The sequence below is a fragment of the Dyadobacter sp. HNCC25DJ187 genome, assembly GCF_056895255.1.
This window is the reverse complement of the sequence record NZ_JBXHAT010000002.1, coordinates 511,682-536,731: the sequence shown is the minus strand read 5'-3', so window position 1 is coordinate 536,731 and position 25,050 is coordinate 511,682. Positions and strand designations below refer to the sequence as shown.

21 protein-coding genes and 1 tRNA gene are annotated in these 25,050 nt (G+C 43.0%); 6 read left to right on the top strand and 16 right to left on the bottom strand.

Annotated elements, in window-relative coordinates; translation table 11 throughout:
- Nucleotides 1–75: 75 nt before the first annotated feature.
- The 10 genes from AC1XUE_RS13280 to AC1XUE_RS13235 form a co-directional block, all read right to left on the bottom strand.
- A complete protein-coding gene (locus AC1XUE_RS13280; protein WP_483356462.1) occupies nt 76–1,056 on the bottom strand; it encodes an MBL fold metallo-hydrolase in 981 nt (326 codons plus the stop codon).
- A gap of 125 nt (nt 1,057–1,181) precedes the next feature.
- Nucleotides 1,182–1,646 (bottom strand): VOC family protein, encoded by a 465-nt coding sequence (locus AC1XUE_RS13275; RefSeq protein WP_483356461.1) that lies wholly within the window; start codon nt 1,644–1,646, stop codon nt 1,182–1,184.
- A gap of 75 nt (nt 1,647–1,721) precedes the next feature.
- Complete coding sequence (locus tag AC1XUE_RS13270; protein WP_483356460.1) at nt 1,722–2,519, bottom strand: AraC family transcriptional regulator; 798 nt, start codon at nt 2,517–2,519, stop codon at nt 1,722–1,724.
- Between the two features lie 17 nt (nt 2,520–2,536).
- Entirely contained in the window at nt 2,537–3,163 is a 627-nt protein-coding gene (locus AC1XUE_RS13265) for a CatA-like O-acetyltransferase (RefSeq protein WP_483356459.1), read from the bottom strand.
- Between the two features lie 3 nt (nt 3,164–3,166).
- On the bottom strand, nt 3,167–3,856 hold the full coding sequence (locus AC1XUE_RS13260) for an HAD family hydrolase (RefSeq protein WP_483356458.1): 690 nt from the start codon (nt 3,854–3,856) through the stop codon (nt 3,167–3,169).
- A 196-nt stretch (nt 3,857–4,052) separates the two neighbouring features.
- A complete protein-coding gene (locus tag AC1XUE_RS13255; RefSeq protein ID WP_483356457.1) occupies nt 4,053–5,495 on the bottom strand; it encodes a BNR-4 repeat-containing protein in 1,443 nt (480 codons plus the stop codon).
- A gap of 56 nt (nt 5,496–5,551) precedes the next feature.
- On the bottom strand, nt 5,552–6,991 hold the full coding sequence (locus tag AC1XUE_RS13250; protein ID WP_483356456.1) for a RagB/SusD family nutrient uptake outer membrane protein: 1,440 nt from the start codon (nt 6,989–6,991) through the stop codon (nt 5,552–5,554).
- A gap of 17 nt (nt 6,992–7,008) precedes the next feature.
- The gene (locus AC1XUE_RS13245) at nt 7,009–10,491 is read right to left on the bottom strand and encodes a TonB-dependent receptor (RefSeq protein WP_483356455.1); all 3,483 of its coding nucleotides are present in this window, start codon (nt 10,489–10,491) and stop codon (nt 7,009–7,011) included.
- 172 nt (nt 10,492–10,663) lie between these two features.
- The gene (locus AC1XUE_RS13240) at nt 10,664–11,665 is read right to left on the bottom strand and encodes a FecR family protein (RefSeq protein WP_483356454.1); all 1,002 of its coding nucleotides are present in this window, start codon (nt 11,663–11,665) and stop codon (nt 10,664–10,666) included.
- 116 nt (nt 11,666–11,781) lie between these two features.
- Nucleotides 11,782–12,360: an RNA polymerase sigma factor gene (locus AC1XUE_RS13235; protein ID WP_483356453.1), complete on the bottom strand. Its 579-nt coding sequence runs from the start codon at nt 12,358–12,360 to the stop codon at nt 11,782–11,784.
- Between the two features lie 268 nt (nt 12,361–12,628).
- Here AC1XUE_RS13235 and glgB point away from each other — a divergent pair, with 268 nt between their 5' ends.
- From glgB to AC1XUE_RS13205, 6 genes are all read left to right on the top strand, one after another.
- Nucleotides 12,629–14,653 carry a 1,4-alpha-glucan branching protein GlgB gene (glgB, locus tag AC1XUE_RS13230; RefSeq protein ID WP_483356452.1) on the top strand — a complete coding sequence of 675 codons (2,025 nt, stop codon included), beginning with the start codon at nt 12,629–12,631 and terminating at the stop codon, nt 14,651–14,653.
- A gap of 113 nt (nt 14,654–14,766) precedes the next feature.
- Nucleotides 14,767–15,450, top strand: a complete 684-nt coding sequence (locus AC1XUE_RS13225) for a hypothetical protein (protein ID WP_483356451.1) — start codon at nt 14,767–14,769, stop codon at nt 15,448–15,450.
- 18 nt (nt 15,451–15,468) lie between these two features.
- Nucleotides 15,469–16,140: an NUDIX hydrolase gene (locus AC1XUE_RS13220; RefSeq protein WP_483356450.1), complete on the top strand. Its 672-nt coding sequence runs from the start codon at nt 15,469–15,471 to the stop codon at nt 16,138–16,140.
- A 98-nt stretch (nt 16,141–16,238) separates the two neighbouring features.
- Nucleotides 16,239–16,313 (top strand) — tRNA-Arg (locus AC1XUE_RS13215).
- A 640-nt stretch (nt 16,314–16,953) separates the two neighbouring features.
- Complete coding sequence (locus AC1XUE_RS13210; RefSeq protein WP_483356449.1) at nt 16,954–17,586, top strand: hypothetical protein; 633 nt, start codon at nt 16,954–16,956, stop codon at nt 17,584–17,586.
- 16 nt (nt 17,587–17,602) lie between these two features.
- On the top strand, nt 17,603–18,154 hold the full coding sequence (locus AC1XUE_RS13205) for a DUF6624 domain-containing protein (protein WP_483356448.1): 552 nt from the start codon (nt 17,603–17,605) through the stop codon (nt 18,152–18,154).
- Nucleotides 18,155–18,697: 543 nt separating this feature from the next.
- Here the strand turns inward: AC1XUE_RS13205 and AC1XUE_RS13200 are convergent.
- From AC1XUE_RS13200 to AC1XUE_RS13175, 6 genes are all read right to left on the bottom strand, one after another.
- On the bottom strand, nt 18,698–19,213 hold the full coding sequence (locus tag AC1XUE_RS13200; protein WP_483356447.1) for a GNAT family N-acetyltransferase: 516 nt from the start codon (nt 19,211–19,213) through the stop codon (nt 18,698–18,700).
- A gap of 95 nt (nt 19,214–19,308) precedes the next feature.
- Nucleotides 19,309–20,742: an aminotransferase-like domain-containing protein gene (locus AC1XUE_RS13195; RefSeq protein WP_483356446.1), complete on the bottom strand. Its 1,434-nt coding sequence runs from the start codon at nt 20,740–20,742 to the stop codon at nt 19,309–19,311.
- A 494-nt stretch (nt 20,743–21,236) separates the two neighbouring features.
- A complete protein-coding gene (locus AC1XUE_RS13190) occupies nt 21,237–22,391 on the bottom strand; it encodes an alpha/beta hydrolase (protein ID WP_483356445.1) in 1,155 nt (384 codons plus the stop codon).
- A 235-nt stretch (nt 22,392–22,626) separates the two neighbouring features.
- Nucleotides 22,627–23,436 (bottom strand): DUF4097 family beta strand repeat-containing protein, encoded by an 810-nt coding sequence (locus AC1XUE_RS13185; RefSeq protein WP_483356444.1) that lies wholly within the window; start codon nt 23,434–23,436, stop codon nt 22,627–22,629.
- A gap of 17 nt (nt 23,437–23,453) precedes the next feature.
- Nucleotides 23,454–24,269 (bottom strand): HEAT repeat domain-containing protein, encoded by an 816-nt coding sequence (locus AC1XUE_RS13180; protein WP_483356443.1) that lies wholly within the window; start codon nt 24,267–24,269, stop codon nt 23,454–23,456.
- On the bottom strand, nt 24,266–24,784 hold the full coding sequence (locus tag AC1XUE_RS13175) for an RNA polymerase sigma factor (protein ID WP_483356442.1): 519 nt from the start codon (nt 24,782–24,784) through the stop codon (nt 24,266–24,268). Before AC1XUE_RS13175 ends, AC1XUE_RS13180 begins: the two co-directional genes overlap by 4 nt.
- Nucleotides 24,785–25,050 lie beyond the last annotated feature (266 nt).

The window sequence follows — 25,050 nt, the reverse complement described above, 5'->3', positions numbered from 1 at the left end:
GATTGGAATAAAAAGGAAATTGGGATCGAATCGAATGATAATCCTTCAAAGTAATAAAAAACTGACGAATACGGATTATAGAAAAGAAACACCTACATCAGGATATTTGATTTTGCCTTTTGTTCGGTCCAGATTTTTCAGAACTCTGAGCGGATCGCCGATGGGCTCATCCGCCAGATCAAAAGTGCCGTAGTGCATAGGTACCATATATTTGGCACGCGTATCCTGGAAAGCCCGGAAGGCATCGGAAGGAGAGGTGTGACTTTGCGCCATAATGAACTCAGGCTTATAAGCACCAATTCCTACAAGGCAGTAATCAATCTCCGGAAAGATATCTCCTGCAGTTTTGAAGTGATTGCCATAACCTGAATCACCGCAAAAGTATATGGTTTGACCCGCACACTGAACAACGAATCCACCCCAAAGACGTAAATTGGTATCTGCAAATAAGCGTCTTCCCCAGTGTCTGGAAGGCATGTAGGTAATCTTAAGTGCAGTTTCTGTCTGGTATTGCTGATACCAGCCTGCGGTTTGTATATTGGCCGATTTTGTGAATGACATTAGCAATTGTTCCATATTCAGTCCTGAAAGCCAGGTCGCATCCGGATTGAGTTCTGCCAGATATCTTATCGTTTTTTCGTCACAGTGATCACGATGGTCGTGAGAAATCAGAATATAATCCAGTTTCCGGAATTGATCAGGCGGGGCAGGCAACGGACTCAATCTGCGAAGGAAACGGCTGTCAAAGAACAGAGGATCAATCAATATGGTGATGCCGGCTAACCGTATGAAAAATGATGCATGTCCAAGCCAGACCACAACATCTTTATCAGTCGTCAGAAAATCGCAGTGTTCCGGTACATTGAGTCTCCATTTATCATTTTGCTTTTCTAACTTCTGAGGGTTTCTTTGAAGTTGCCATTTAAACAAAAGACTTAGTGAACCATTGAAGGGAAATTCTACATTCCGAAAACGGCCTTTTTCATCGATTGGTGTTCCTGCCCATTCGAAGGGAAGATTTGCGTAAGGTAATTCGGGATTGTATGTAAATGGCATTTTTAGCTCAGGACAAAATTTGAATTTAGTGTAGGTCTGTATTAAAGGCTTACAACATATCTCCCTTAAAGCTCGTAAAAATTATCAATTTTAAAAACACCAGGTATTTTGTATCAGCTTATATCCTATTTTGGGCTTGGGGCGTATTTGACAATATCAATCGCGATTCCGTTGGGATCAGAGATTGCAAAATGCCTGTCACCCCAGGGCTCATCCCGTAATTCAATTTTGATTTCTACCTGTTTATTTTTCAGCTCATTGTAAAGTCTGTCTACGTCGTCAACTTCGATCGTCAGATACATACCCCGACCATTGAATGGCGTATGGAAAAGGGGTTGTTGGGATTCATGCTCTGGCAAAAGAAAACTGATCTCCGCGCTTTTATCTGGCGTATGCATCAGAAGATAAAAGTCGTTTTCGAAGGTGATACCGAAGTGAAGGACAGAGGTGTAAAATGCCTTTGTTTCGGCTATTTTCCGGGTAACAATTCCTGCGTTTAGTTTCATTCTGTTTTTGTTTTGATCCAATGATTGACAAAGAGATGTGGCAGCTAAGCCTGCCAGCAGACAAATGGAAAGTATGTACTTCATTTTGCAATATCACTGATTGATGACTTTGCAAAGTTGAAAAGAACAATCCGGCGATGATTGTAAAAATCGGACATTTTAATACGGGATGACTGATGGAGTCAGGCCGGAGAAATGTCTAAATTCTTTGATATAGTGAGCCTGATCGTAATAGTCTTCGTCAATACTAAACTCGCTTAGCGGATCAAGCTTACGGGAAAGTACATTTTGAAAACGGATAATTTTGCTGAAAGTTTTAGGAGAATCCCCAACGTATCGATCAAACAACCGGCGAAGTTGTCTGCTGCTCAGACCCGTGTCAAGATCCGTTTCCACATGAATCATTCCATTCCGTTTCATGATCATTTCCAACGCGGCATAGAAACGAGGGTCCTGGCTAAAAACAGAATTGGATATAAGTCTGGTAAAATAGTTGTCCAGTTTTTCGCAGATCTGAGACGCTGTAGTTTCAGGGCAAAACTGATCTGCGATGAATTGTGATATACCGGGTATAACATCTGCCAGATTTTCAAAACGGCCGGTAAGAGCGGATGCGTCGGTACGGAAAAGTGCAGGGAATGCTGACGGAAAGAAACGAATGCCTACATAGTCAAATGTATGACCGATGCTGAATTCTGTATATTTATTGCAAAGGCCCATCACGAAGTTTTTTGATGGATTGCTCATTTCAAAAAAGATATCGATACACCCGTCTGCAATGACCCTATATTGGAAATCGTGTGTCAAAGGGCTATCGGTTCTCAACCGCCAGTAGCAATAGATAAACCGGTCAGCCTGTGGGCCAGGTATAAATTCCTGATATGAAACCTGGGCCGCTGGCAGCAGTAAAGGTTGAAGCGGCCGGTATAACATCCTGAGATCGATATCCTGGTTCACAGCTTAGGATTTAAATTTTATTGTTCATTCATCAGTCTTTGAAAAGTATCCACGTATTGCCCTACATGAACGCCATCCATCAGGGCGTGATGCACATGTATGGAAACCGGCATCGTTCTGGTATCACCGAGAGTCGTCATTTTTCCAAATGAAATTTTGGGAACACTATCAGGAAATGTAAAGTTACGGGCATGGGACATCGATGTGAATTTCAGCCACGGCAGAGATGAATAATGTATCACATCATCCGCAATATGATCCGGAAAAATCGACGGAGCGCTTTGTATTCTGGCTATCTCATCATTGCAGGCTTGTCGAAAAATACTGAAATCAGAATCATAGGGCATGTAACTGAATGCAAAGGTGCCGTTCTCTCGGTTGATGGTGGCAGAAGCAGATACTACATCATGCACAACTACCTGCTTTTCCGTATTGATCCGATAACGAAACGGTTCAGTCAGGTTGACTGCCGTCAAAGATTTATGGAGGTAGTGCAGGAAAAATGAGTGGTTTTGCTGTTTTGCAATCTGGTATGCCATGCTGCAATCTATGTCAACACATACACCAAAAAACGGCTCATCAAACTGACTGAAAAAGTGATAATGTTCCTTTCTCGGCCAGTTGTCTAAATCAAGTAATTTCATATGTTAACTAATATAATCGAGTACCTCCCGGATAGTGGTAAGTTGCCGGAAGTTGTTATGTTCAATGTGGGCTTCCACTTTTTCGTGTTCCCATGTTGTGTGAAAGGGGACATGAAAACCGTGCCCGCCTATATTCAGAACAGGAAGCACGTCAGATTTCAGGGAGTTTCCGATCATCAGAAATTGCTCAGGCTGAATATCAAGGTGTTTGACTAATTTCCGGTATTCCGGCTCCTGTTTTTCGGACACGATTTCGATGTGATGGAAATAGTTGGCCAGACCGGATTTGTTTAGTTTCCGTTCCTGATCCAGCAAATCACCCTTTGTTGCCATCACCAGACGATACTTGCCATGCAAGGCCTGCAGTACATCTTCCACGCCTTCAATCAGTTCTATGTCTTTGTCGAGCATTTCCTTGCCAAGTGCAAGTATTCTTTCAATGGTGTCCACACCGATGCGACGGTCAGTGATTGTGATAGCGGCTTCGATCATAGAAAGTATGTAACCCTTCACACCATAACCATAGTGTTTTAAATTCTTTATTTCGATCGTCAGAAGTTCTCTGGAAAGACTGTGGTGAGGAAGGAAGTCTTCGAGCATATCACAAAACGCATTTTCAGTTTCAAGGAAGAATGGTTCGTTTACCCAGAGAGTGTCATCGGCATCAAAGGCGATTATCTGAATATCGGTCATTGTAAATAAAAATAAGTTTGAATCCCGGTGAATACTGTGCCGGAATTCAAACTTACAAAAATCCTTTCAGATCAAATACCACGATGTGAGACGTGATTGATGTGCCGTAGTGAGCAGAGCTGACGTGTAGATCGTGCTCTTTGATTCCGCTCAGGGTGACATCCCGTTTTTATACATCAAAATGTGATAATCTTGACTAGTTTATCTTTTCAGGTTTGATCATGTCATCTTTAGCATGTCTCGGAAGTTTGAATACATCCCCTTTGTCATTGGAGAAATACAGGAAGGATTCAGAAGGTTTCCGCCCGTGTCCATCCGCCCAGATACTGTAAAAATCGGGTTTTGCATGAGAAGGGCGCCTTACATACGAATGATTCATTTCACTGTTCTCTGTCATCTGCCTTTCTTTTTTCCAGTTTATGCCACCGTCTTCGGAGATCCACATGGCTACTTCTCCGCCCGGATTGTAAGCCTGCGGTCCGTCGACGGTGGGGCCGATCACTTTAATTTTTTGATCAGATTCTACATAAACCGATCCCATATCATAATTACTGTCGGAGGTGGTTACAATACCGGACTGCCATTTTTTGTCTAGTCCGCGGTATAGTGTCCAGTTTCTTGGGTTGTTACCCGGTCCGGCCTGAAATCCTTTACTTGATATGACCAGAATAGCGGGCTTTTTGTTTTTGTCAAACGTCATATCCAGCAGATAACAATTCAGTTTTTCACTTGCATAGTCATGTACCACAGCTGGGTTTTTACTTTCGGTCAAAGGAAGCTGCACGGTTTCTCCTGCAATTGTTTTCCATGTTTCCCCAAAATCACTGGTTTCCAGATAGTGAAGGTTGGTTCTGTAATTGAGTCCTTTACCTTTCGGATGATAATCGAATGCTACACCGACTTTACCATCAGCCTCAGCGCTTACCTGGTAATGACCATCTTCGATATGCGCTAATATTTTCCATTCGTTCCAATGCTGACCATCCCTGCTGGTGTTAAATCCTATCACACGATGACTTGATTTGTCGTACTTTGTAAATAGCGCGATAAAACCTTTTCCTTTGATGGGGTAGACCTGAAAATAGGAGAAGTTGTTAAATGGCTGTTCCTTTCCGTCTACGATCTCTGTGGCATTGATAGTATCAAACGCTTCAATATCATAGGGTTTTTTGCTCTTATGAATGTACGAAGGACGGGCTACTCCATGTGATGTGGAGAATATCCAGATGTATCCCTTGTCGTCAATAGAAATCACAGGATTATCATGTGCGTCTGTTGTTTTCTTATCCAGCAGTATAACAGGGTTTGCAAGTTTACCGGTTTTATGATCGTAGTAAGATACATTGTGCAGCAGGGTAGAGTTCTGATCGTCTGTGCCTCCAAAACAAAAAAAAGTTTTGTTTACCTTTTTAGCGTAGATGGCGAACGGACGGTGATTTGCAGGATACACGGCCAGACCTCCGCTGTATTTGTATACATACTCGTCATTGCTGGGTTGATTCATGTACCAAATCCCTTTAAAGCCATTGGCCTTTTGCTGGATTAATTCTGCCTTGGCATATTGTGCATCCGGGTGTACCTGTTGTGCCTGCGCTGTAGAAAGCGCAAGGAATAGCAATGTGGTTTTCAGATATTTCATTATTGTAAATAAAAGGTATCAGGAATAGTTGCAATTCATTTGAAAGCCTGCAGCTATCAGTCATAGCCGGGATTCTGTTTGATTTTTGACGGATTGATTTCAATCTGTGTCAATGGAATAGGAAGTAGCAGCTGATAGGGCTGGATACTGAAACCTTTGCTGTTCATCACCGTAACAGCTCTGCCGGTACGGACCAGATCAAACCAGCGGTGATTCTCAAATGCCAGTTCAACTCGTCTTTCCTGTTCAACAGCAAGCCGGAAGTTTTCCTGGCTATTGAGTTGCTGACCTGTTTTTTCCGGCAGCCCGGCTCTTTTGCGGATTCTGTTCAGGATCTGTAAAGCTTCACCTGATGATGAAAAACTGAGTTCATTGAGCGCCTCTGCACGCATTAACAGAATATCGGCATACCTAAGAACAGGCCAGTTGTTGTCAGCGTCACTGGCGGCAAAGGGGGCAGGATCTATGTATTTTTTAACATAAGGAGATTGGACAAAATTTCCGCCGCTCATATAGCCCTGGGAAATGGATATGTCTTTTCGCAGGTCTTGTGCCTCGTAAGCTTTGTTCATATCAGCTGTAGGCAAGTTGTGACCTGTGCCGGCACCGATTGTGGTAACAGCTACGCCTGCCAAACGGGGTGCAAACCGATTATTAAAAGGACTCCCCAGCCCAAATCCACCCTTTTTGTACTGAACTTCAAACAGTGATTCTTTATGATTTTTATTGTTAATCCTGAAAATGTCTGCGTAGGAGGGCAGCAGGTCGTAAGTTCCTGCATCTATAATCTCTTTTGTCTTATCAGCCGACTGCTGCCATTTTTTCTGAGTGAGGTAAACTTTGGCCAGTAATCCTTTCGCAGCACCCGATGTAGCGCGGCCCACGTTAGCACCTGAGTACAAGGCTGGTAGTTCCTGCCCGGCTTCTGTCAGATCTTTTTCAATTTGAGCATATACCTCAGCAGACGGATTTCTTGTATAGGTATATCCTTCTGTAACATCGGCCGTTTCTTTTAAAAGCAGAGGCACATCTCCGTACATTCTTACCAGATTGAAGTACAAAAGACCTCTCAGGAATTTAGCTTCTGCCGCAATCCGGGCCTTTGTGGCCTCGTTCATCGGAACAGTACCTATACGATCTAAAACCGTATTGGAAGCAAGAATTCCGCGGTAATGGTCATTCCACGTTTCGCTTACAATACCATTGTTGCTCAGGGTTGTGAAAGCATCCAGCTGTGAGATATCAATGCCGCTTTGAGCATCAAGAATTTCTGTGTTATCCGACATGCCTTCACCTATGGCGTACATACCCTGGTTGTATACGCCCGCAAATTGAAGACTGGCATAGGCAGCATTCACCGCATTAAGCATGTCTGCTTCATTGCGATAAAAGTTAACATTATTTGTTTCTGAAATTGGTGCCAGGTTCAGGAAACCATCTTTGCATGAGCCCAGCAAAATCAGACTTGTGAAAAGTAAATAACGATATGATTTCATGTTGATCATTTTAAAGATTAAAAACCAATGTTGAGTCCCACTGTGTATACTTTGGCAATAGGGTAGCCGCCGTAGTCAACACCCGGCTCCAGAGGTTGCGCTCCTTGTACACTCACTTCAGGGTTGTAACCCGTGTATTTGCTCCATGTCACGGGGTTTTGCAGGTTGACATAAACGCGTAAGGTCCTGATTTTTACCTTTTCAAGTACGTTCGCAGGAATTGCATAGCCCAGTGCAATGTTCCGGATACGAAGGAATGAGCCGTCTTCCACAAAAATGGACGATATGTTGGCACTGGCGTTACTATTGGTATAGCGGTTCAGGTCGCGGTTTGCACGCGGTGTCCTGCCATCTCCGGGGTCCTGTTCTGATTTCCAGCTGTTGGTCATTTCCCTGAGGCCGTTTGCAGTTCCGGCGTAATTGGCATAAAAACGTCTTCCCAAATGCAGAATTTCGTTGCCTTGCACTCCCTGTAGAAGTACGTTGAGATCAAATCCTTTATAAGACACAGTATTGGTCATACCGTAAATGAAATCCGGCTGAGGATTACCCAGTATGGTACGGTCGTCAGAACTGAGCCGACCATCGTTATTGACATCAGCAAAGCGAAGCTGACCTGGCTTGGAATCTGCAAATTTGGGGTTGTTATCCACCTCTTCCTGATTCATGAAAATACCTATGGCCTGATATCCATAGAAATTGCCCATCGGTTTGCCGATCTGTGTAATATGGCTGCTGGTAAGCTGGTAGTTTCCATATAGCGGTTCACCGCTCGGCCCCAGCGACAAGACTTTATTTCTATTGAATGAAATATTAAAATCGGTAGTCCATTTTACCGCCTTGTCAACGTTACGGGTAGTGAGTCCGAGTTCCCAACCCTTGTTTTCGATCTTACCGATGTTTTGTCTTGCACTGGTATAGCCGGTTATTGACGGTGTAGGTACGTTCAGCAGCAGATCAGACGTGATTTTTCTATAGTAGTCTGCGACCAGAAAAATCCGGTTTTGAAACAAACCGAGTTCAAGTCCTATATCCATTTGCTTGTTCTTTTCCCAGCTCAGGTTCGGGTTGCTGATTCTGTTAGGACCGAGTCCGTTTACCACGGTCTGGCTGCCGGTTCCAAAAACATAATTTCTTTTGCCTATCAATCCAACATGATCATAGTTGCCAATGAAATTGTTACCGGTATGTCCGTAACTCGCGCGGAGTTTCAGTTCATTGACCACAGGAAGGTCTTTCATAAAGGCTTCCTCTGACAGTCTCCATCCTGCAGATACAGAAGGGAACGTACCCCATTTGTTATTTTCTCCAAAACGGGACGAACCATCACGGCGAATCGTTGCAGTCAGCAGGTACTTGCTGGCATAGCTGTAATTGGCCCGAGCAAGAAAGGATAGTAGCGACCATTCTGTTGCGGTGGTAGTAGCAGATGACACGATTCCTGCATTCAAAGTTTCAACCAGGTCATTAGGGAAATTGGTTGAGTTGATCAGCGCATAATCTGAATATGCTTTTTGCGCTGTAAATCCGCCAAGTACGTTGAAATCATGCTTGTTCCAATTTTTTGAATAGGCAAGCGTATGCTCTATCAGCCAGTTGTATGAGTTTCTATTTTCGTTGCTTCCCGATGGAATGACCGGCGGCAATGCTCCGCCTACACCGACTGTGGAAGGTCTGAAAGTTTTTGTGGCAGAATTTTGCAGGTCTGTTCCCAGCAGAAGTTTATAAGTAAGATTGTTAAGGATTTTGTATTCGCCATACACCGTACCAAGCAATCTGAGCTCATTCATGCGGTTTACACGCTCTTTGGCAAGTTTAACAGGATTTTCTATAGCACTGAAACCGTTACCAAGATCCAGTCCGGTAGAATAAGTCCCGTCTTCTTTATATACTGGCAGGTGAGGAGCCATGGTCAGCGCGGAAAGAACGATTCCTCCGTCGGCCCAGTGGCCTTCAGAATTTGTCGGATTGCTGATGGTGTAGGCAGGTGTCAGGTTGAGACCTATTTTAAATTTCTTCGAAGCATTTGCTTCCAGATTCACACGAAACGAGTAGCGTTCAAAACCTGAATTCAGAATAATACCTTCCTGCTTGTAATATCCGGCGGAGGTCATGTAGCGGATGTTTTCGTTTCCACCGCTCAGGGTCAGCTGCATATTGTGCGTAGCTGCTGACCGGAAAATTTCGCGTTGCCAATCAGTTCCTGCTCCCAGTGCTTCAGGATTCTGAAGGGCCGGTAATATCTGATAAATCGCTGAACGGGCTGAATTCGGATCATTGGGGTTACCACCTGCATCTACCCAGGCATTGTTGCGGCTGTCTTTGATATACTGGGCAAATTCACTGGCATTCATCATGTCCATGTGTTTTGTCACACGCTGAACGCCGGTGTAAGTATCAATATCCACACGCATTTTTCCGGCTTTACCCCCTTTGGTAGTGACCAATACTACCCCGTTTGATCCGCGTGATCCGTAGATCGCAGTAGATGATGCATCTTTAAGGATTTCAATAGATTCGATATCGTTTGGGTTGAGTGCCTTCAAAGGGTTACTCATTTGACTGTAATCGGCAGTAACCGGGAATCCGTCAATCACATACAAAGGTTCGTTACCGGCTCCTATGGATCCGGTACCTCTGACGCGTACACTAAGCCCTCCACCAGGCGTTCCTGTTGACTGCGCGACATACACCCCAGGCATTTTAGCTGTCAAAGCACCATCCAGACTGGGTGTGGGTAGTCCCTGAATGTCTTTGGCACTTACTGATGCCACTGCTCCGGTGATATCTCCTCTTTTCTGAGTGCCATAACCAACAACGACCACCTCATTCAGTGCCTTGATATCAGCCTGTAAAACAACGTTGATCTGACTGAGATTGCTCACGGCCGCCTCCCGGGATATATAACCCACAAAGCTGAAAACCAAGACAGCGGCAGTTTCAGGAACGGATAGCTCATATTGGCCTTCCATATCAGTGGTCGTTCCGATGTTTGAGCCTTTGACGATAACACTCACCCCAGGAAGTGGCTCTTTACCATCGTTACCGGTGACAGTTCCTTTAATGACGCGATCCATGATCACAGGAGCAGAAAGCCGTGGTAGTTCTTCCGGCTGCTGTACAGCACTTTCTTTCTTGTCTCGTGAGAGCAGAATCTGGCTATTGACGACCTTATAGGTAATGTTATAGGGAGTAAGCATCCGGTCCAGAACGGATGACAGCGTTTCGTTTTTCGCAACCAGGGAAATGGGTTGGGTGGTTTTTAATAGCTCCTTGCTATACGCAAAGCGTACCTTTGCATTATTTTCTAAAGAGCTGAGCGCTTGCTGAAGGCTTACGGAAGATAGTTTTAAACTTACTCCACGGTTGAGTAGTTCCTGCGCCGGCGTGTGGTGGGCATAAGCCATGGCCGACAAAAAGAAAATACACATCAGTTGGTAAAAAGTTACGCGCATAATTGTCAGTAGTGCTCCATGCTTGGAATACAGGTGTTTCTTCATAATTTTACGAATGACTGGTTATTGATCGGAAAAATCGGCCGCTTTTAGCGGTGTAGTCAGTTTTATATCAGGGGTGTTGCAACCACTCCTGATTTTTTTGATGCTCATTTGGCTGGTTTAATTCATAGGCATACGGCGATTGAGAGGTTTTTGTCAGGGGTTTAGGAATAGTCTAGCTCTCGCCGCACCCGCTACCGGATAGGATGATATGATTGCCTTCCATCACATAAGTAGATCCCAAAAGGGTGTTGAGCATTTCAAGAATTTCGGGCAGGTTTTGATGGTCAAAGTCTACTTTCAGTACACAATGCTTCATTACCGGATTAGAGAGCGAAATCTTTACACGAAAAGTTTTTTGCAATCGGTTGACGATCTCTGCCAGATTGGCATCGTCGAATGTAAGTGAAACAGGCTGCCATGGTTCGGCATCTGTTTTCTTCTCTTCGATATGATTTAAAGTAATTCCGCTTGTACTCGTGCTAAAGATAGCCTGCTGCTGAGGTTGCAGAAGTACGGATTCACCTTCTCTTGTATTGTTTGATGCGCTTACTGCAACGCTACCCGTTACGACCGATACCAAGTAGGTTTGATCATTCTTTCTTGCCTGGATATTAAAACTGGTGCCTAGTACCTTGGTTTTAAGCTTGTCGGTGAGAATGATAAAGGGTTGGTCTGGATTTTTGGTAACGTCAAAAAATGCCTCACCAGTGAAATTAACATCGCGGGAGCTTGAAGCAAATTCCCTGGGATGCGCTATAGAAGAATTAGGCTGCAGCCATGCAATACTGCCGTCCGGTAGCTGGTAACGTACGGTCTTCTTTTGAGTATTGCTGAAACGAATAACTTCACTGGCACCCGAGGTGTAATTGATATTTTCTGTTTGTGTAGTGTAGAATATATAACCCAGAGAGAGCAACAGTACGGCAGCAATGCCACTGACATAGGTCCACAATCCAGACAGTGCGTTTTGTTTGCCCAAGGTGATATCGGTCTCGACGAGAGCTTGTTGCTGAATTTTTCGGAAAAGCAATTCTTCATCCCATTCTGTGAATGTCTCTCCGGATTTCAGATCAAGAGATTGATACCAGGAGTCTACCAACGCTTTCTCAGCCTCGGTGCATTGGTTGGAGAGGAATCTTCTGAGAACTTCGGACGATGGGATTTGATTGTTCATTGTTGTATAAGTATTCTATGTTAAAATGTAACATATACCTATACAGTCGGGCGGTGAGGAAGATATCCCTTACTTGAATATGAATTTTTTTGCAGGAAACAGGATAATTTTTTTGTCTAAAAGCAGGATATACCTAACAGTGCGAAGGCAATATAGTCCTTCATTTCAATACGTAGCAGACGTAATGCTTTGGAAATGTGGGCTTCCACGGTCTTTTCTGAAATATTCATGGATTGAGCAATTTCCTTCATACTGAAGCCTTTCCTGCTGAGTTCAAATGCAGTTCTGCATTTAGGTGGAAGTTTAGTGAGAGACTGCTCGTACAGATTGCTCAGTACATTCAGGTTCAGGTACTCCTGCGTGTTATTTACCCCCGGAACCTCTATATCATCAAGTGGCAGAAGTGCTTTTTTCTGTTCTCTGTGATAATGATCAATGATATTATTTTTAAGTATTCCGCTCAGGTATGCCTGAACATTTTTTTCAATATCAAAGGTTTGGCGTTTCAACCAGAATTTAACGAAAGTGTCCTGGACAATATCTTCAGCCACAGATTTGGAGCCGGTTTTACGAATTGCAGTGTAGATAAGGAAGCGTACATGACGTTGGTAGAGCTCGGCAAATGCCAGCTCATTATCCTGCGTGCAGATCAGTTGCACGAGGTCCTCGTCGGAATGTTTTTGCCACTTTTTCACCGAATCAATAGGATATACCAGCCAGTAAAAGGCAGAAGTAATACCGATATACCTTACAGAATAGCGATGTTGGCATGATTAATTTTAGTAACCGGATTTATATTTTGCCAAGAGTTATGATCTTTGAACAAGTTTGCACAACCGACAAGCTTGTTTGTCAACTGTTTCACCTGTCCGAATCAAAAAAATATATTGATTTTGAGAAATAGTTTAATAAAATTATAAACCTTACGTACCAATATTTGATTTTTTAAAAGCACAGAATCTAATGGCTAAGTCGACTGGTAAAAATAAAGCTGTCTCAACAACCGAACCTGCCGCGAGCAGCGGCGCTGACCTGCAAGTGAAACAATTTAAGCCGGTGGAAGCAGTTAGCCGCTTTACGGATTTTGATATTCACCTCTTTCGTCAGGGGAAGCATTATAAACTTTATGAAAAGCTGGGTTCACACGTCATGGAACATGAAGGTGTGGTGGGAACCTACTTTGCTGTTTGGGCCCCCAATGCCAAATCTATTGTGGTGACCGGAAACTTTAACGGTTGGAGTTGCGATGCACATCATCTTTCATCGCGCTGGGACAGTTCGGGAATTTGGGAGGGGTGGATTCCGAATGTAGGAGTTGGAGAGGTTTACAAATACTATATCATATCCAATGATGACCAGCATATGGAGAAGGCGGATCCGTTTGCGTTGTGGTGTGAAGTAGCGCCAAGAACAGCTTCTATCGTATGGGACACGTGGTATGAGTGGAAGGACGAGGACTGGATGAGAAGCAGAAAGGAGAAAAATAAGCTGAATGCTCCTATTTCTGTATATGAAGTACATCTGGGTTCATGGCAGCGTGATCCATCTGATCCGGAGCGATTCCTTACGTTTAAAGAAATAGCAGTCAGCCTTGTTCCTTACGTGAAGGAAATGGGTTTCACGCATGTGGAACTCATGCCGATTATGGAGCATCCCTATCCGCCATCATGGGGATATCAGATCACAGGTTATTTTTCTGTGGCGTCACGTATGGGGACCCCACAGGAACTGATGTATCTGATTGACGCGCTGCATCAGGAAGGGATTGGTGTTTATATGGATTGGGTACCATCCCATTTCCCCGGCGACGCGCACGGACTTTTCAGGTTTGATGGCACGTCGCTATATGAGCATGAAGATCCGAGAAAAGGTTACCATCCCGACTGGAAAAGCTACATATTTAACTATGGTCGTAATGAAGTAAGGTCTTTTCTGATCAGTAATGCTATCTTTTGGCTGGATCGCTACCATACGGACGGATTGAGGGTTGACGCTGTAGCATCCATGTTATATCTGGATTATTCACGCAATCACGGAGAATGGATACCGAATGAATTTGGTGGTCGCGAAAATCTGGAAGCCATTTCATTGCTTAGAGAAATGAACATTGCTGCCTATGCGGAGTTTCCTGATATTCAAACAATTGCAGAAGAGTCCACTGCATTTCCAGGTGTGTCACGCCCTGTATTTGTAGGAGGCCTCGGTTTTGGAATGAAATGGATGATGGGCTGGATGAACGACACACTTAAGTATTTTGAGAAAGATTCTGCGTTCAGAAAGTGGCATCAGGATCAGCTTACGTTTAGTCTTGTCTATGCCTTCTCGGAAAACTTTATGCTACCTTTTTCTCACGATGAGGTGGTGTACGGCAAGAAATCACTGATCAACAAAATGCCCGGTGACGAATGGCAGCGTTTTGCTAATCTACGTGTGATGTTCACTTATATGTTCACACACCCGGGAACCAAGCTTATCTTTATGGGAGGGGAATTCGGGCAAACCTCGGAGTGGAATTTTCAGCAGAGTCTGGATTGGCATTTACTTGAGTTGGATTCTCACAAGGGGATAAAAGAATGTGTAAAGGCACTTAACCATCTTTATAAGACGGAACCAGCCATGTTCGAACACTCCTTTTCACAGGAAGGATTTGAATGGATTGATACGCAGGACAGAGAAAATTCTGTTCTTATATATGCCAGAAAATCAATCGATCCTGATCTGAATCTGGTTATCATTCTGAATTTGACCCCTGCAACCCGGTCGGGTTATAAGGTGGGCGTGCTATCCGAAGGAAACTGGCAGGAAATCTTTAATTCTGATGCCGAACAGTTTTATGGAAGTGGTGTGGTGAATACGGGCTTATTGGAAGCCAGTTCGGATCAATGGCATGGAAGGGCGAATTCGGTTATCATTGATCTACCGCCAATGGGAGCAGTCGTATTGAAAAAGAGCAGCGTTAATAAAGGCAAAACGATTAGTATTAAATAGGAGTACTACCAGGAAGAGTACAAAATTGTAGTAAGTTTTATGAGGCGGAGAGATATCTCTGCCTTATTTTTTCAACATTTTTCTAACTTTGCCGTTCAACTATTTTTGACATAATGAAATTGACACGACTAGTAGTTCTATTCTTTCTGATTTTTTCTTTTGACAGTATGGCGCAGCAACTTGGTCGGGTAAGTTCCGGTCTCGACGTTGGTGTAGGTAACAAAAATGATCTTTGGGTACCCTCCATTACCTATCATCAGGAACTGAGTCTGAATAACTTCCCATGGTTTCGGATAGGGTGGGGGCTTCGCGGTACAAGTGTTTTTGCAGGTCACACAAATCTGGCTCCCAAAAATACGGCGCTGTCAGGAGATACGCTCAGATTTGGTAAGGTTACTACAACCAATCTAAGTTTTCTGATTGGAGCCAATGTGCGTGTATGGAAGTTTGATATCGGTGCTAATACAGATCTGTTTGGACTTACTTTTGGCTTGAGACGTAGAGGATTATATAGTGTACCCAGTCTGCAGCCTGATGATGAAGATCCGCGTTATAATGATTATGTTTCGAGTTCTCCCGTAACAATAAATGCTGTGCCGTTGATTCTTAATAATCAAAATGGCCAATCCGAAATTTATGTCCGCTACTGGATTACAGAGCAGATTGGTTTAAAATTAGGTTATGTTCATGGCAAAATAGCCTATTCAACTTCTGAAAAATTATACAACGATCAGAGTCGTTTTTCAACCAATTACGGCATTCCTTACGTTGCCATCGCATTCCCACTCTATAACTAGATTTGTTACTATACGCAGATGGCAGAGCAGCTGACAGATTCACATAAATTCAATCTTTGGAAGAGCAGACTGGAAAAAAATGGAATGGATGTACACAGAGTGGATGAACTGTATTCCAGAAGAAACGGTAAAGGTGAAATACTTTTCTCCCTTTTATATACAAATGCTACTACCCCGGAGGGGAACAAAATTCCGCCTATATGCTTTTTGAAGGGTGAAGTCGTATGTGTTCTGGTCAGTTTTATAGATGCAGCTACACGCGAAAAATACTTATTGCTTGTTCGTCAACGACGTATATGCGATGGGTCTCTTACATATGAGCATCCGGCGGGCATGCTTGACAGCGAAAGTGATGCTGCGGAGGTTGCGGCCAGAGAGGTTTGGGAAGAAACGGGGATTAAGGTAAGTAAAGAACAGCTTGTTGCTTTGCACAGTGAACCTTATTATCCATCGACAGGAACGAGTGACGAGGCCATGTATCTGTTTTATTGTGAACTGGAATTAACCCATGAGCAGATACATAGCTATCACAATCAGAGTCAGGGGCTGATATCAGATCACGAATACATAGAAACGTTTGTAGTTCCCTTTGCTGAGGGGCATAAGTTAATCACCAATGTGAACGGTATTCTTCTGGATTATATGTATCTTAAGTCGGTGGGGGATTGGGAGTTACTTAAGAGATTATAAATTACGGTGATGGAGATCAATACCCTGGCAAACAATTTTTTATGAAAACTATCAAAAAAACAAAATAGCGGCTATATTTGCACCCCGTTAACATACCTGCACCCGTAGTTCAATGGATAGAATTGTGGTTTCCGGTACCATCGATAGGGGTTCGAATCCCTTCGGGTGCACCATACGAGACAAGTCGTTTTTTTTACGATTTGTCTCGTTTTTTATTGGCTCTAACTCGCTCTTTTTCTGGTTGATAAGAGTAAGCCGGAGTTGACCTTTTGGAGTTCGATGTTTCTTGCCGTCAAAAACGATTTTTTGGGAAATATCGAATTTAATTCTCCTTTTGTCTTCGACGGTTGCGTTTATGTACAACGTTTCAAGCTCAGAAATCTGTTAAAGTACATCCAGGAACAGGGTGTTTATCTCAGAGTACTTTATCAGGTAAATAACTGAACCATGTTCAATTACTTCTATTCTTCTGCTTGAAGTCGTTTTGATATCTCAAAATTATCATTAGCTAGGTCACCAGCAACTCCCAACATTCTGACATTTTGAAGTTGCATGTTGTTGTTTTCAGGTTCCGCTATACCTGCTTTTACTTTTGGATGAAACGTTCAGTTTTTTATCCTGGAAATGTCAAATCACTAATTGGATAGAGGAAAGAGTGATATCCTAAAATGAAGGGCAGAGGCAACCAACAAGCTAAGGTTAGTGTCAGTTCATGAAGAAAATGAACATATGCTTTTCTTTGAAAGGTCATTGGTCTGAAATTTCTTTAAATCATATAAATAATCTATTACCCACCATAACATGGCCCATGAAATGAAAAGTAAAACAGTTTTAATGTCCGTAATTTTGACCGGTTTATTTTTTGCCTGCAATAAATCCGGCAAGGCCGGTACTCTGGAAGAAAAGTCCGGACTTGCCAAGGATACCATCCTTACCCCGGCTGAGGCTAGCAATGCAATCCTTCCGGATTCTATCGATCTGAGCAAAGTCCCTTTCAGTGAAAAGGAGTTGGGTGCGTTTCCCGTTTTTAATCCTCCGGTAGATTTAGTCCCTCTGAATAAGCCACTTACCCGCGACTTCGACCGGATATTTTTTCCCATACGGGAAGGAATGATTCCCATCGAAGGAAAGGTTTACAAAGCATTTATAACAAGTGTCACTGGTAAAGAATGGTCTTTACCGTATTTTGAAAAGAGTTATAAAGACCTGATCACAGAGGCTGGCGGGGTGCTGATTTTTCAGGGGAAAGTACCCCAGAAAGAGCTTGACCGTATCAAAGACGAAGCAACCTATTTTGGCGAAGAGGGCTCGATTGATTATAACAACAATGTGGTGAAAGTTTACGCAATCCGTAGGAAAGATGGAGATCATCTATTTGTGCAGTTATCAGGATACAGCGCAGGAGGATCAATCCAGATTCTTCAGTTGCCCAAGGTAGTTAAATGATGATAATCATCGGAATATGAAATCACATATTGCGCAGGAATTGATAAGAATGGCGCAGCATGATCTGCATGTGCGAGAAAAACTTTTAAAAAAAGGTGCGCTTTTTGGAGCATACAACACTGAGATGGAGGCGGTACATAAAAAGAATGCAGCGAGGCTGGCGGAAATGATCGACGATATCGGTTATCCATCAAAATCGAAGGTTGGCATAGAAGCCAGCGAAGCGGCATGGCTCATTGTGCAGCATGCGATCAGCGAACCTGCATTGATGAAAAGATGCTGGCAACTGATAGCCGGATCGGGTGATGTTGACCCGCAAAACCTTGCTTATCTGTATGACAGGATTTGTTATTTTGAGGGAAGGCCCCAAAAATATGGTACGCAGTTTGACAGTCGAGGCGTGTATCCTGTGGAAGACAAGGAAGAAATGATCCGGATGCGCAAGGAGTTGAAATTAAAGGCGCATGATGCGGATATGGTAGTCGAAAGTAAGGCTGATTTGACCGCGGATTTACATCGTGATGACAAGACGTTTAACGAGTGGCGTAAGAAAGTCGGATGGATCTAAATGGCGGAAGCTGAATTGTGATCTGGCATGTTGACTTACTGTAACCCCAAAAGAAAATATTATGATCAATACCGGGCTTGCATCCTTTGCATACGAAATTAAAATGAATATTGAAAAAGCAAGCTTCAGACTTAAGACACTTAATACTTTTGATGACATAGGCGCGATATGACCAGATAGTAAAATTGAAATCCAAAACTTGGCCGAGGGGATGTACTATGGTTTGTCAAATGGACAACGTCTAAAATTTTTGAAAGAATGACAGCTGAACTATACGGGCAACTGTTCGATAAAAATGCTCCATCATTGTCAATAAGAATGTCCAAAGCTAAATACACACTCATTAATTTCTGGTTCAATACTCCTGGAATTGATGAATGTGTATTTAGCTAAATTGATAAATTATATCAAATACATCGCGAAGTTTGTATTTCTTTCACATCAGGGAAAACCTGCCGATTTTTTCAAGGTCAGTATTTGAAATGTGGTCGAATTGGCTTAACGAAATCTTTGTAAGTATATGGGCTGGGCATTACATTTATCTTAAACATTTTCCTTAAAAAGGTAAATGGATGGTATAGGCAAGCTATTCAGATTAACTATATCTTCACTTTTTTTGAAACCATTCTTGATATAGAAATTAGTCACATCGTCTTCCGGAATTTCCTGGAGCCAGACAGCCTGGTCATTCTGACACTGGGCAAGAAGTCTGTCCAGCAGTGCCTGTTTTGCATTAGATTCTTTAAATGCCTCCAATATTTCAAGGTCTATGAGGTGGATTGCGTTTTTTGATGTGAGGATCGGAGGATTTTGTGACGTTGCAGAAAAGATTGCATATCCCGCCGGTTTCTCGTCTACAAAAGCCAGTAAACATTTATTGGAGAAGTCATTCAACAGCGTTGTTAAAGAACGGGTGTTATATCTGAGTTCCAGGTATTCATGAAGCAGTTTTTTAGTTAAAAGTGTCGTAAATTTTTCGTCTAACCTGGTATAGGCAAGATCTTGTAATAGCTGTATCGCGGCGTCGCTGGCTACGATAAATTTTATTTGTATGTCCATGGTAAAAATAGTAATTGTTGATGCAAAGCTATTTCACCAGGAAGCTTTTGATTATACACATTCTGTTAAAACCGTACAGTACAGTTCCGAGGGAATCATGAAAGCGTATGAGTTTGTTCCTGAAGATGTTTCCCGGCCTGAATCAGTGCTTGTTGCTTTTGCTTTGAATAGAGGTCTGCGAAAATAAGGCGAAAACAATGCCTGTAAGCCTCATCAGAAGAGAAACTCTCACCAGGCGTAAACCGGATTCCGTTCTGTTTGCAACGATTGTGAAACAGATCCATGTCTATCTTTTTATCCAGTTGGACCCAAATGGCATACCCGCCATGCGGCCGGGTAAATAGGGTTTCTGTAGGAAAATGCTGTGAAAGAAGTTTTAATGAATGATCACACTGTTTGGATAGTTTGCTGCGGAATGCCCTGAGATGGCGCTCATAACTGGTCGTAGTAAGCAATTTATTTACAGTCTCCTGATAAATCGGAGAAACGGTACTTCCCAAAGAGAATTTTATTTGCTCTGCTTTATCAGTGAATTTTCCTGCACTAAGCCAGCCTAATCGTATTCCACCAGCCAACGTTTTGGAAAAAGAAGAATAGGTCAGGACCAGTCCGGATTGGTCCAGTGATTTGATTGTGCCGGGTCTTGCACCATCAAAGTTTAAATCGCCATAAATATCGCTTTCAATGAGAGCCATTCCCTGTGAGACAGCCAGGGTTAGTAATTCCTGTTTTTGATGATCAGTCAGCGAAACGCCGGTTGGATTATGAAAATTGGGTGTAACTATGGTTGCCTTGATTTTGTTGGTTTCACATGCTTTTTTTAGAAATGAAATATCCAGTCCGTTTAAAGGATGTACAGGGATTTCAATGATGCGCAGATTAAGTGTCCGGATAAGCTGAAGAACTGAGAATACACAAGGACTTTCAACCGCGACTAAATTTCCCGGAGATGTTACAGATGCCAGGGCAATGTATAGGGCTTGTAATGCTCCGTCTGTAATAATTAATTCATGGGGATTCAATATTGTATTATGGTTGGCAGCACGGCTGGCAATATGTATGCGTAAGTCCTGTGAGCCGTTAGAAGGATAATATCTCAACAAACTAGCTCCTTTTTCCCTGATCACCTGCTGCATGGTCCGTAAAATCAGCTTCTGAGAAATGATCAAATCAGTTGGAGCGGCAACGTTAAATTCTGACACGTCTGTGCGTTTCGGCGCGTATGGAGTGGTGGCAGCCAAGTTGCTTGCGAAATATTCATCTCTGACAGCGGGTGGGTTAACGAATGTCTTAGTATTATCTTTTTGATTTTCAGCACTATAGTCAACGTAGTTGCCGGATTTTGGAATACTTTTGACATATCCTTTGATAATTAAATCTTCATAAGCATTCTGGATGGTGGCAATACTTACGGCATATTTCTTGCTAAGTTCCCGGATCGAATCGAGTTTTTGACCATTTTCGAAGCGGCGCGTAATGATGTGATCTTGTATTTCTCTTGAAATTTGCTCATACTTATTTTTCATCATTACACTTTGTTTTACTTGTGTATCTTCCACTGGCAGCAAAGTACTATTTAGGTCAGTGTGCGTTCTGCTAAGCTTTATTTCGAACGTCCAAACTTATCCCTTTAATTGAAATCTTCATACGTAAATCCTCCAGATATTAGAGAAAAATGCGTAACAGGAAAATATTTGGTCACAGTACCTTATTGCGCAGGACATGTGCAGAGGATGTAAAGAAACAAGCTTTGGTCAATAAATCATAGAGGAAAAACAGGCATCCAAGAAGTCAGAGATAACAAGGGGAATTGCCAAGCGCTTCTAGGAATCTTTCAATAAGGTATTCGAACCTGACCTTTAAATTTTTGTAATGTATTGTTGTTGAAGTTTTATGTTTAATATCTCAACTTTTATGTGCAGTATAATTTCATTTATCCGGAACTTCCCCCAAACAAAAGCCCTGTTGACGGCTAGCGACAACAGGGCTTTTGTACCTATGACTACATGGACCTAAGAACGGGCTACTTTTTAAAGGCAGACTTCAATGCCTCCGATGCATAGGCCTGCGCATCTTTGGCCTGGGGAACGATAATAGCCATTCCGAAAAATTCATGTGTTACCCCTTCATAGTTTTTTGCATCAACACTTACACCGGCATCTTTTAGTTTTTGTGCGAGCAGTTTCCCGTCGCTTAAAAGCGGATCAATTTCAGCGGTGATAATCGTCGTAGCAGGTAATCCTTTCAAATTGGCACCTACCAGATTGATCCGTGGATCTTTGGCTTCAGCCATATTGTTAAGGTAATTTTTTACAAACCAACCCATCATTGGTTTGTCAAGAGGTTTTGCAGATGCATATTTTTGATAAGATTCTGTGTTCATGTCAGATCCTGCAACCGGATAAACCAGAAGCTGATGGACTGGTAATTGCAGACCTTTGTCTCTTGCCATGATACTTACATTTGCAGCCAGGTTACCGCCGGCACTCTCTCCGGCAACAGCGATTTTCTTGGAATCTCCTTTGATTGCAGCCGCATTTTTCACTGCCCATTGGTAGGCTGCAAATGCGTCATCGTGAGCAGCAGGGAATTTGTGCTCTGGCGCCAGGCGGTATGCAACTGACACGACAATAGCTCCGGTCTGTTCTGCAAGGCCCCTTGCCGAAGCATCATATACGTCAAGATCTGCAATGACGAATCCGCCCCCGTGGTAGTATACAATAACCGGGTAGGGGGCAGTACCCATTTTTGGCGTATAGATCCGTGCATGTATATTACCGCCTTTACCCGGTATTTCTTGACTGGTCGTATCTACCATTGCAGCGGGCACCGGGATATTGTTTTGCTTTACCAGATCCATTACGGCATCGGTAGGAGTATGATTTTGGCGTGCCTGCTTAGCAGTTAGCTTGGGAATTGGTGTGTCCTTATAGCTGGCCAGCTTTTCGATCACAGCTAGCATCTCGTCTTTAATGTCGGGTGCCCAGGCTGGTGCAGCGCTGTCTGGTTTGATCGTCGCGACCTTGGCAGCAGTGTCCATTTCGACGGCAAGCGAATCAGTTTCTGAATTTTTGTTATCTGAGCCGGTGCAGCCAGCAAGTATACTGCACATTGCCACAGCTACTGCCCAGCCTTTAAATACCCGTCTGTTTAGATTTGTTTTTCGTTCGGTTTGCATAGTGTTTCATTTTTTGGTTTTAAGTTCGGCATACCTACGCAAGACTTCCCTTTACCGATTAATGAAACAATTTGCCAATGATATGTAAGAATAAAAAAGAGCTGCACTGTTTAAGCTGATAGGCCAGTTGATCACTATTGAGTCTTGAAAAAAGGATCTATGACACACTAAAAAGGACTCATCCAATCATGTATATTGGCCAAATCCTTTTGCCAGGCAGGCCTTGCATCAATCTTTACTCCTTGCGAAGGTAAATTTTACCATAGGTCGTTTTTACTATCAAATCAAGTCCCCCACCATTAAACGTGCCTTTGATATCTGAAGATCTGCCTGGCTCTTTCGGTAGGCTAAGATTTTGTTCATCGCTTAACGGTTTCTCTTTTGGCAGTTCTCTTGCAATATGCAAGCCTTCAGCAGCATAGATGTTTCCTTCTTGTGAAGAGAGATTAACATTGGCTTTCAGACTGGAAGGAATACTTACATCCACGAAGGTAAAAAGTGCAACCAATGATATCGGGCCCTTCACACCAGAACTCAATTTCGCGTTCAGCTCACCGTATATTGTTTTCGCGTTGACAGGTCCTGTAATATTTTCCAGAGAAATCGTATTGTACATCGTACTAACTTCCAATTCGCCTTTGAAATCTTTTACATTCACAGCTCCGTCAGGATGCATGACTCCCGTTGTTGTTATCTTTAATGACATCGTATTAGGTACTTTAACGTTGATTGTGACCCCTTCTTGTTTACCCACATAATCAACGTCAATGGAGCCTGCATTTTCCCGCACGCTTAAATTAAGACCTGTATTGTCCGTCAATCCGGAACCGGAGATCAATTTAAGACCTTCAGCTCTTTCATCTTTCTCGGTAAGTTCGGGAGCGGATAAGATGATTTCATTACCATCATAGCCCTGAATATTTACATCTGAAATATTCAGATTTAGGCTACCTGTTTTTTTCTGCAATTTGAACTGTCGATCCTGCGCATGCGCCAAAGAAACTAATGCCGCATACAACATAATGGTTGCTACTATTTTTTTCATGTTCGCTATTTTAGGTTTTAAAAATTGATATTGGAACGAAGCAGCACTGCGTAGGCCTGATCGCGCACTGCTTCAATATGGATTGTATCGCGGGTTAAACCCACCAGCTGTTCCTTGACTTCTGCCGCCTGCTCGGAAGATAAGGAGGCAAGCAGTTCTATTTGTACGTAAGGGTCATCCTGCTTGCCAATAGATTGTAGAATCAAACTATTTACCTGGCTGTGATTCTCTATTCTTTTCAGCACATCCAGAGCAGTCAGGCGTACATTGCTGTTGTTGTCAGTGTTCATGATATCAAACAGCGTGTTCAAATCAGCGTCGGATAATAAATTATTTTTGTTACCCAAGGCCAAAACCGCTGCCAGCCGTGCAGATGAACTTTGGCTATGCAGATCTGCCTCCGAGTGATGCGCTACCCTATTCACCTCTGGTATATCCGTTTGGGGATCTGAGAAAGTTTTTATTTTAATTTTGCGGCGCTTGGCTTCACCTTTCGGCTCTGTCTGTGAATCTGCCCGGACCGTCACTAATGCTGGTGTGTTTAAATTCTGTACATCGTTACCCAAGTGGGGAATTGAAGACTTCGCTTTACTGACTATAGCGGTTTCAGTAACTTTGTTTTGCTCAAAATAGGCAATCGAAGTTATCCCAAAGATCAATACAGCCGCGGCCCACCAGTACTGAAATTTGATGACTTTTCGCCGGGAAGCTACAACGGGCTCATCCAGCCTTAGTTGAGACTTGATCCGATTGAGAACTTCCGATCCGGGCTGCTGATCGTTAAAGCTGTCAAAGTTTTCTGAAACAAATTCTTTTAAAATATCTTTCTTCATCTGATGTAATCTCCCTTAGTAATGAGTGACAATATTTTCTTTTTCGCACGGTGATATTGGGTACGCACTGTGGTATGTGAAACATCCAGCAGTTCGGCAATTTCTTCGTGCCGTAATCCTTCCATTACATATAAATTAACAATTGTCCGGTAGCCAGCTGGCAGCGAGCTTATGGCCTTCTTCACTTCTTCTACCCGCATTTCAAAATGTTCTTCATATTCGGATTTGTCATCGGCCACATCCTGGTATACATCTGTAAATACCATCATATGCTTGTTGTTCTGTAAGAAGCGAATGGCCTTATTGATCGCTACCCGTTTTGAAAAACCACCGAAGTGTTCAATCGGGCGGCCTTTCATAATTTCCTGATACAGTGAAATGAACACCTCCTGCAACAGATCTTCTGCCTGGGCGAAATCGACCACCAGACGAAGAATAGAATTGAAAATCATCTTGTTGTAGCGCATGTACAACTCAGAGAAGCAGTCAGAATTGCCATCCCGACAAAGCTTCATCAGCTCATGATCTTCTAAATGCTTCGGTGCTACCAATGTATTTTTGCTTTTGGGCTGGGTTTTTCAGGCTCTCTACATCTAAGGTGCAAGATGCTATAAAATGTTGCACGTACTAAGCAAAAAAATAATCGGCGAGTTATTTCCGGGTTTTCCGGCAACAGATCTTAGCAATTGTAAAGAGAAGGATAGAAGCTGCAATGTCAGAACCATTTCACAGATTCATGAAGTTTTTGCTTCATGCCGGTTGGTATGGAATGTAGAGTTTC

Coding starts and splice junctions, on each gene's coding strand:
- AC1XUE_RS13280 (WP_483356462.1), bottom strand. CDS start 1,056: ATGCCATTTACATACAATCCCGAATTACCTTACGCAAATCTTCCCTTC.
- AC1XUE_RS13275 (WP_483356461.1), bottom strand. CDS start 1,646: ATGAAGTACATACTTTCCATTTGTCTGCTGGCAGGCTTAGCTGCCACA.
- AC1XUE_RS13265 (WP_483356459.1), bottom strand. CDS start 3,163: ATGAAATTACTTGATTTAGACAACTGGCCGAGAAAGGAACATTATCAC.
- AC1XUE_RS13260 (WP_483356458.1), bottom strand. CDS start 3,856: ATGACCGATATTCAGATAATCGCCTTTGATGCCGATGACACTCTCTGG.
- AC1XUE_RS13255 (WP_483356457.1), bottom strand. CDS start 5,495: ATGAAATATCTGAAAACCACATTGCTATTCCTTGCGCTTTCTACAGCG.
- AC1XUE_RS13250 (WP_483356456.1), bottom strand. CDS start 6,991: ATGAAATCATATCGTTATTTACTTTTCACAAGTCTGATTTTGCTGGGC.
- AC1XUE_RS13245 (WP_483356455.1), bottom strand. CDS start 10,491: ATGAAGAAACACCTGTATTCCAAGCATGGAGCACTACTGACAATTATG.
- AC1XUE_RS13240 (WP_483356454.1), bottom strand. CDS start 11,665: ATGAACAATCAAATCCCATCGTCCGAAGTTCTCAGAAGATTCCTCTCC.
- glgB (WP_483356452.1), top strand. CDS start 12,629: ATGGCTAAGTCGACTGGTAAAAATAAAGCTGTCTCAACAACCGAACCT.
- AC1XUE_RS13225 (WP_483356451.1), top strand. CDS start 14,767: ATGAAATTGACACGACTAGTAGTTCTATTCTTTCTGATTTTTTCTTTT.
- AC1XUE_RS13220 (WP_483356450.1), top strand. CDS start 15,469: ATGGCAGAGCAGCTGACAGATTCACATAAATTCAATCTTTGGAAGAGC.
- AC1XUE_RS13210 (WP_483356449.1), top strand. CDS start 16,954: ATGAAAAGTAAAACAGTTTTAATGTCCGTAATTTTGACCGGTTTATTT.
- AC1XUE_RS13205 (WP_483356448.1), top strand. CDS start 17,603: ATGAAATCACATATTGCGCAGGAATTGATAAGAATGGCGCAGCATGAT.
- AC1XUE_RS13200 (WP_483356447.1), bottom strand. CDS start 19,213: ATGGACATACAAATAAAATTTATCGTAGCCAGCGACGCCGCGATACAG.
- AC1XUE_RS13195 (WP_483356446.1), bottom strand. CDS start 20,742: ATGATGAAAAATAAGTATGAGCAAATTTCAAGAGAAATACAAGATCAC.
- AC1XUE_RS13190 (WP_483356445.1), bottom strand. CDS start 22,391: ATGCAAACCGAACGAAAAACAAATCTAAACAGACGGGTATTTAAAGGC.
- AC1XUE_RS13185 (WP_483356444.1), bottom strand. CDS start 23,436: ATGAAAAAAATAGTAGCAACCATTATGTTGTATGCGGCATTAGTTTCT.
- AC1XUE_RS13180 (WP_483356443.1), bottom strand. CDS start 24,269: ATGAAGAAAGATATTTTAAAAGAATTTGTTTCAGAAAACTTTGACAGC.
- AC1XUE_RS13175 (WP_483356442.1), bottom strand. CDS start 24,784: ATGAAGCTTTGTCGGGATGGCAATTCTGACTGCTTCTCTGAGTTGTAC.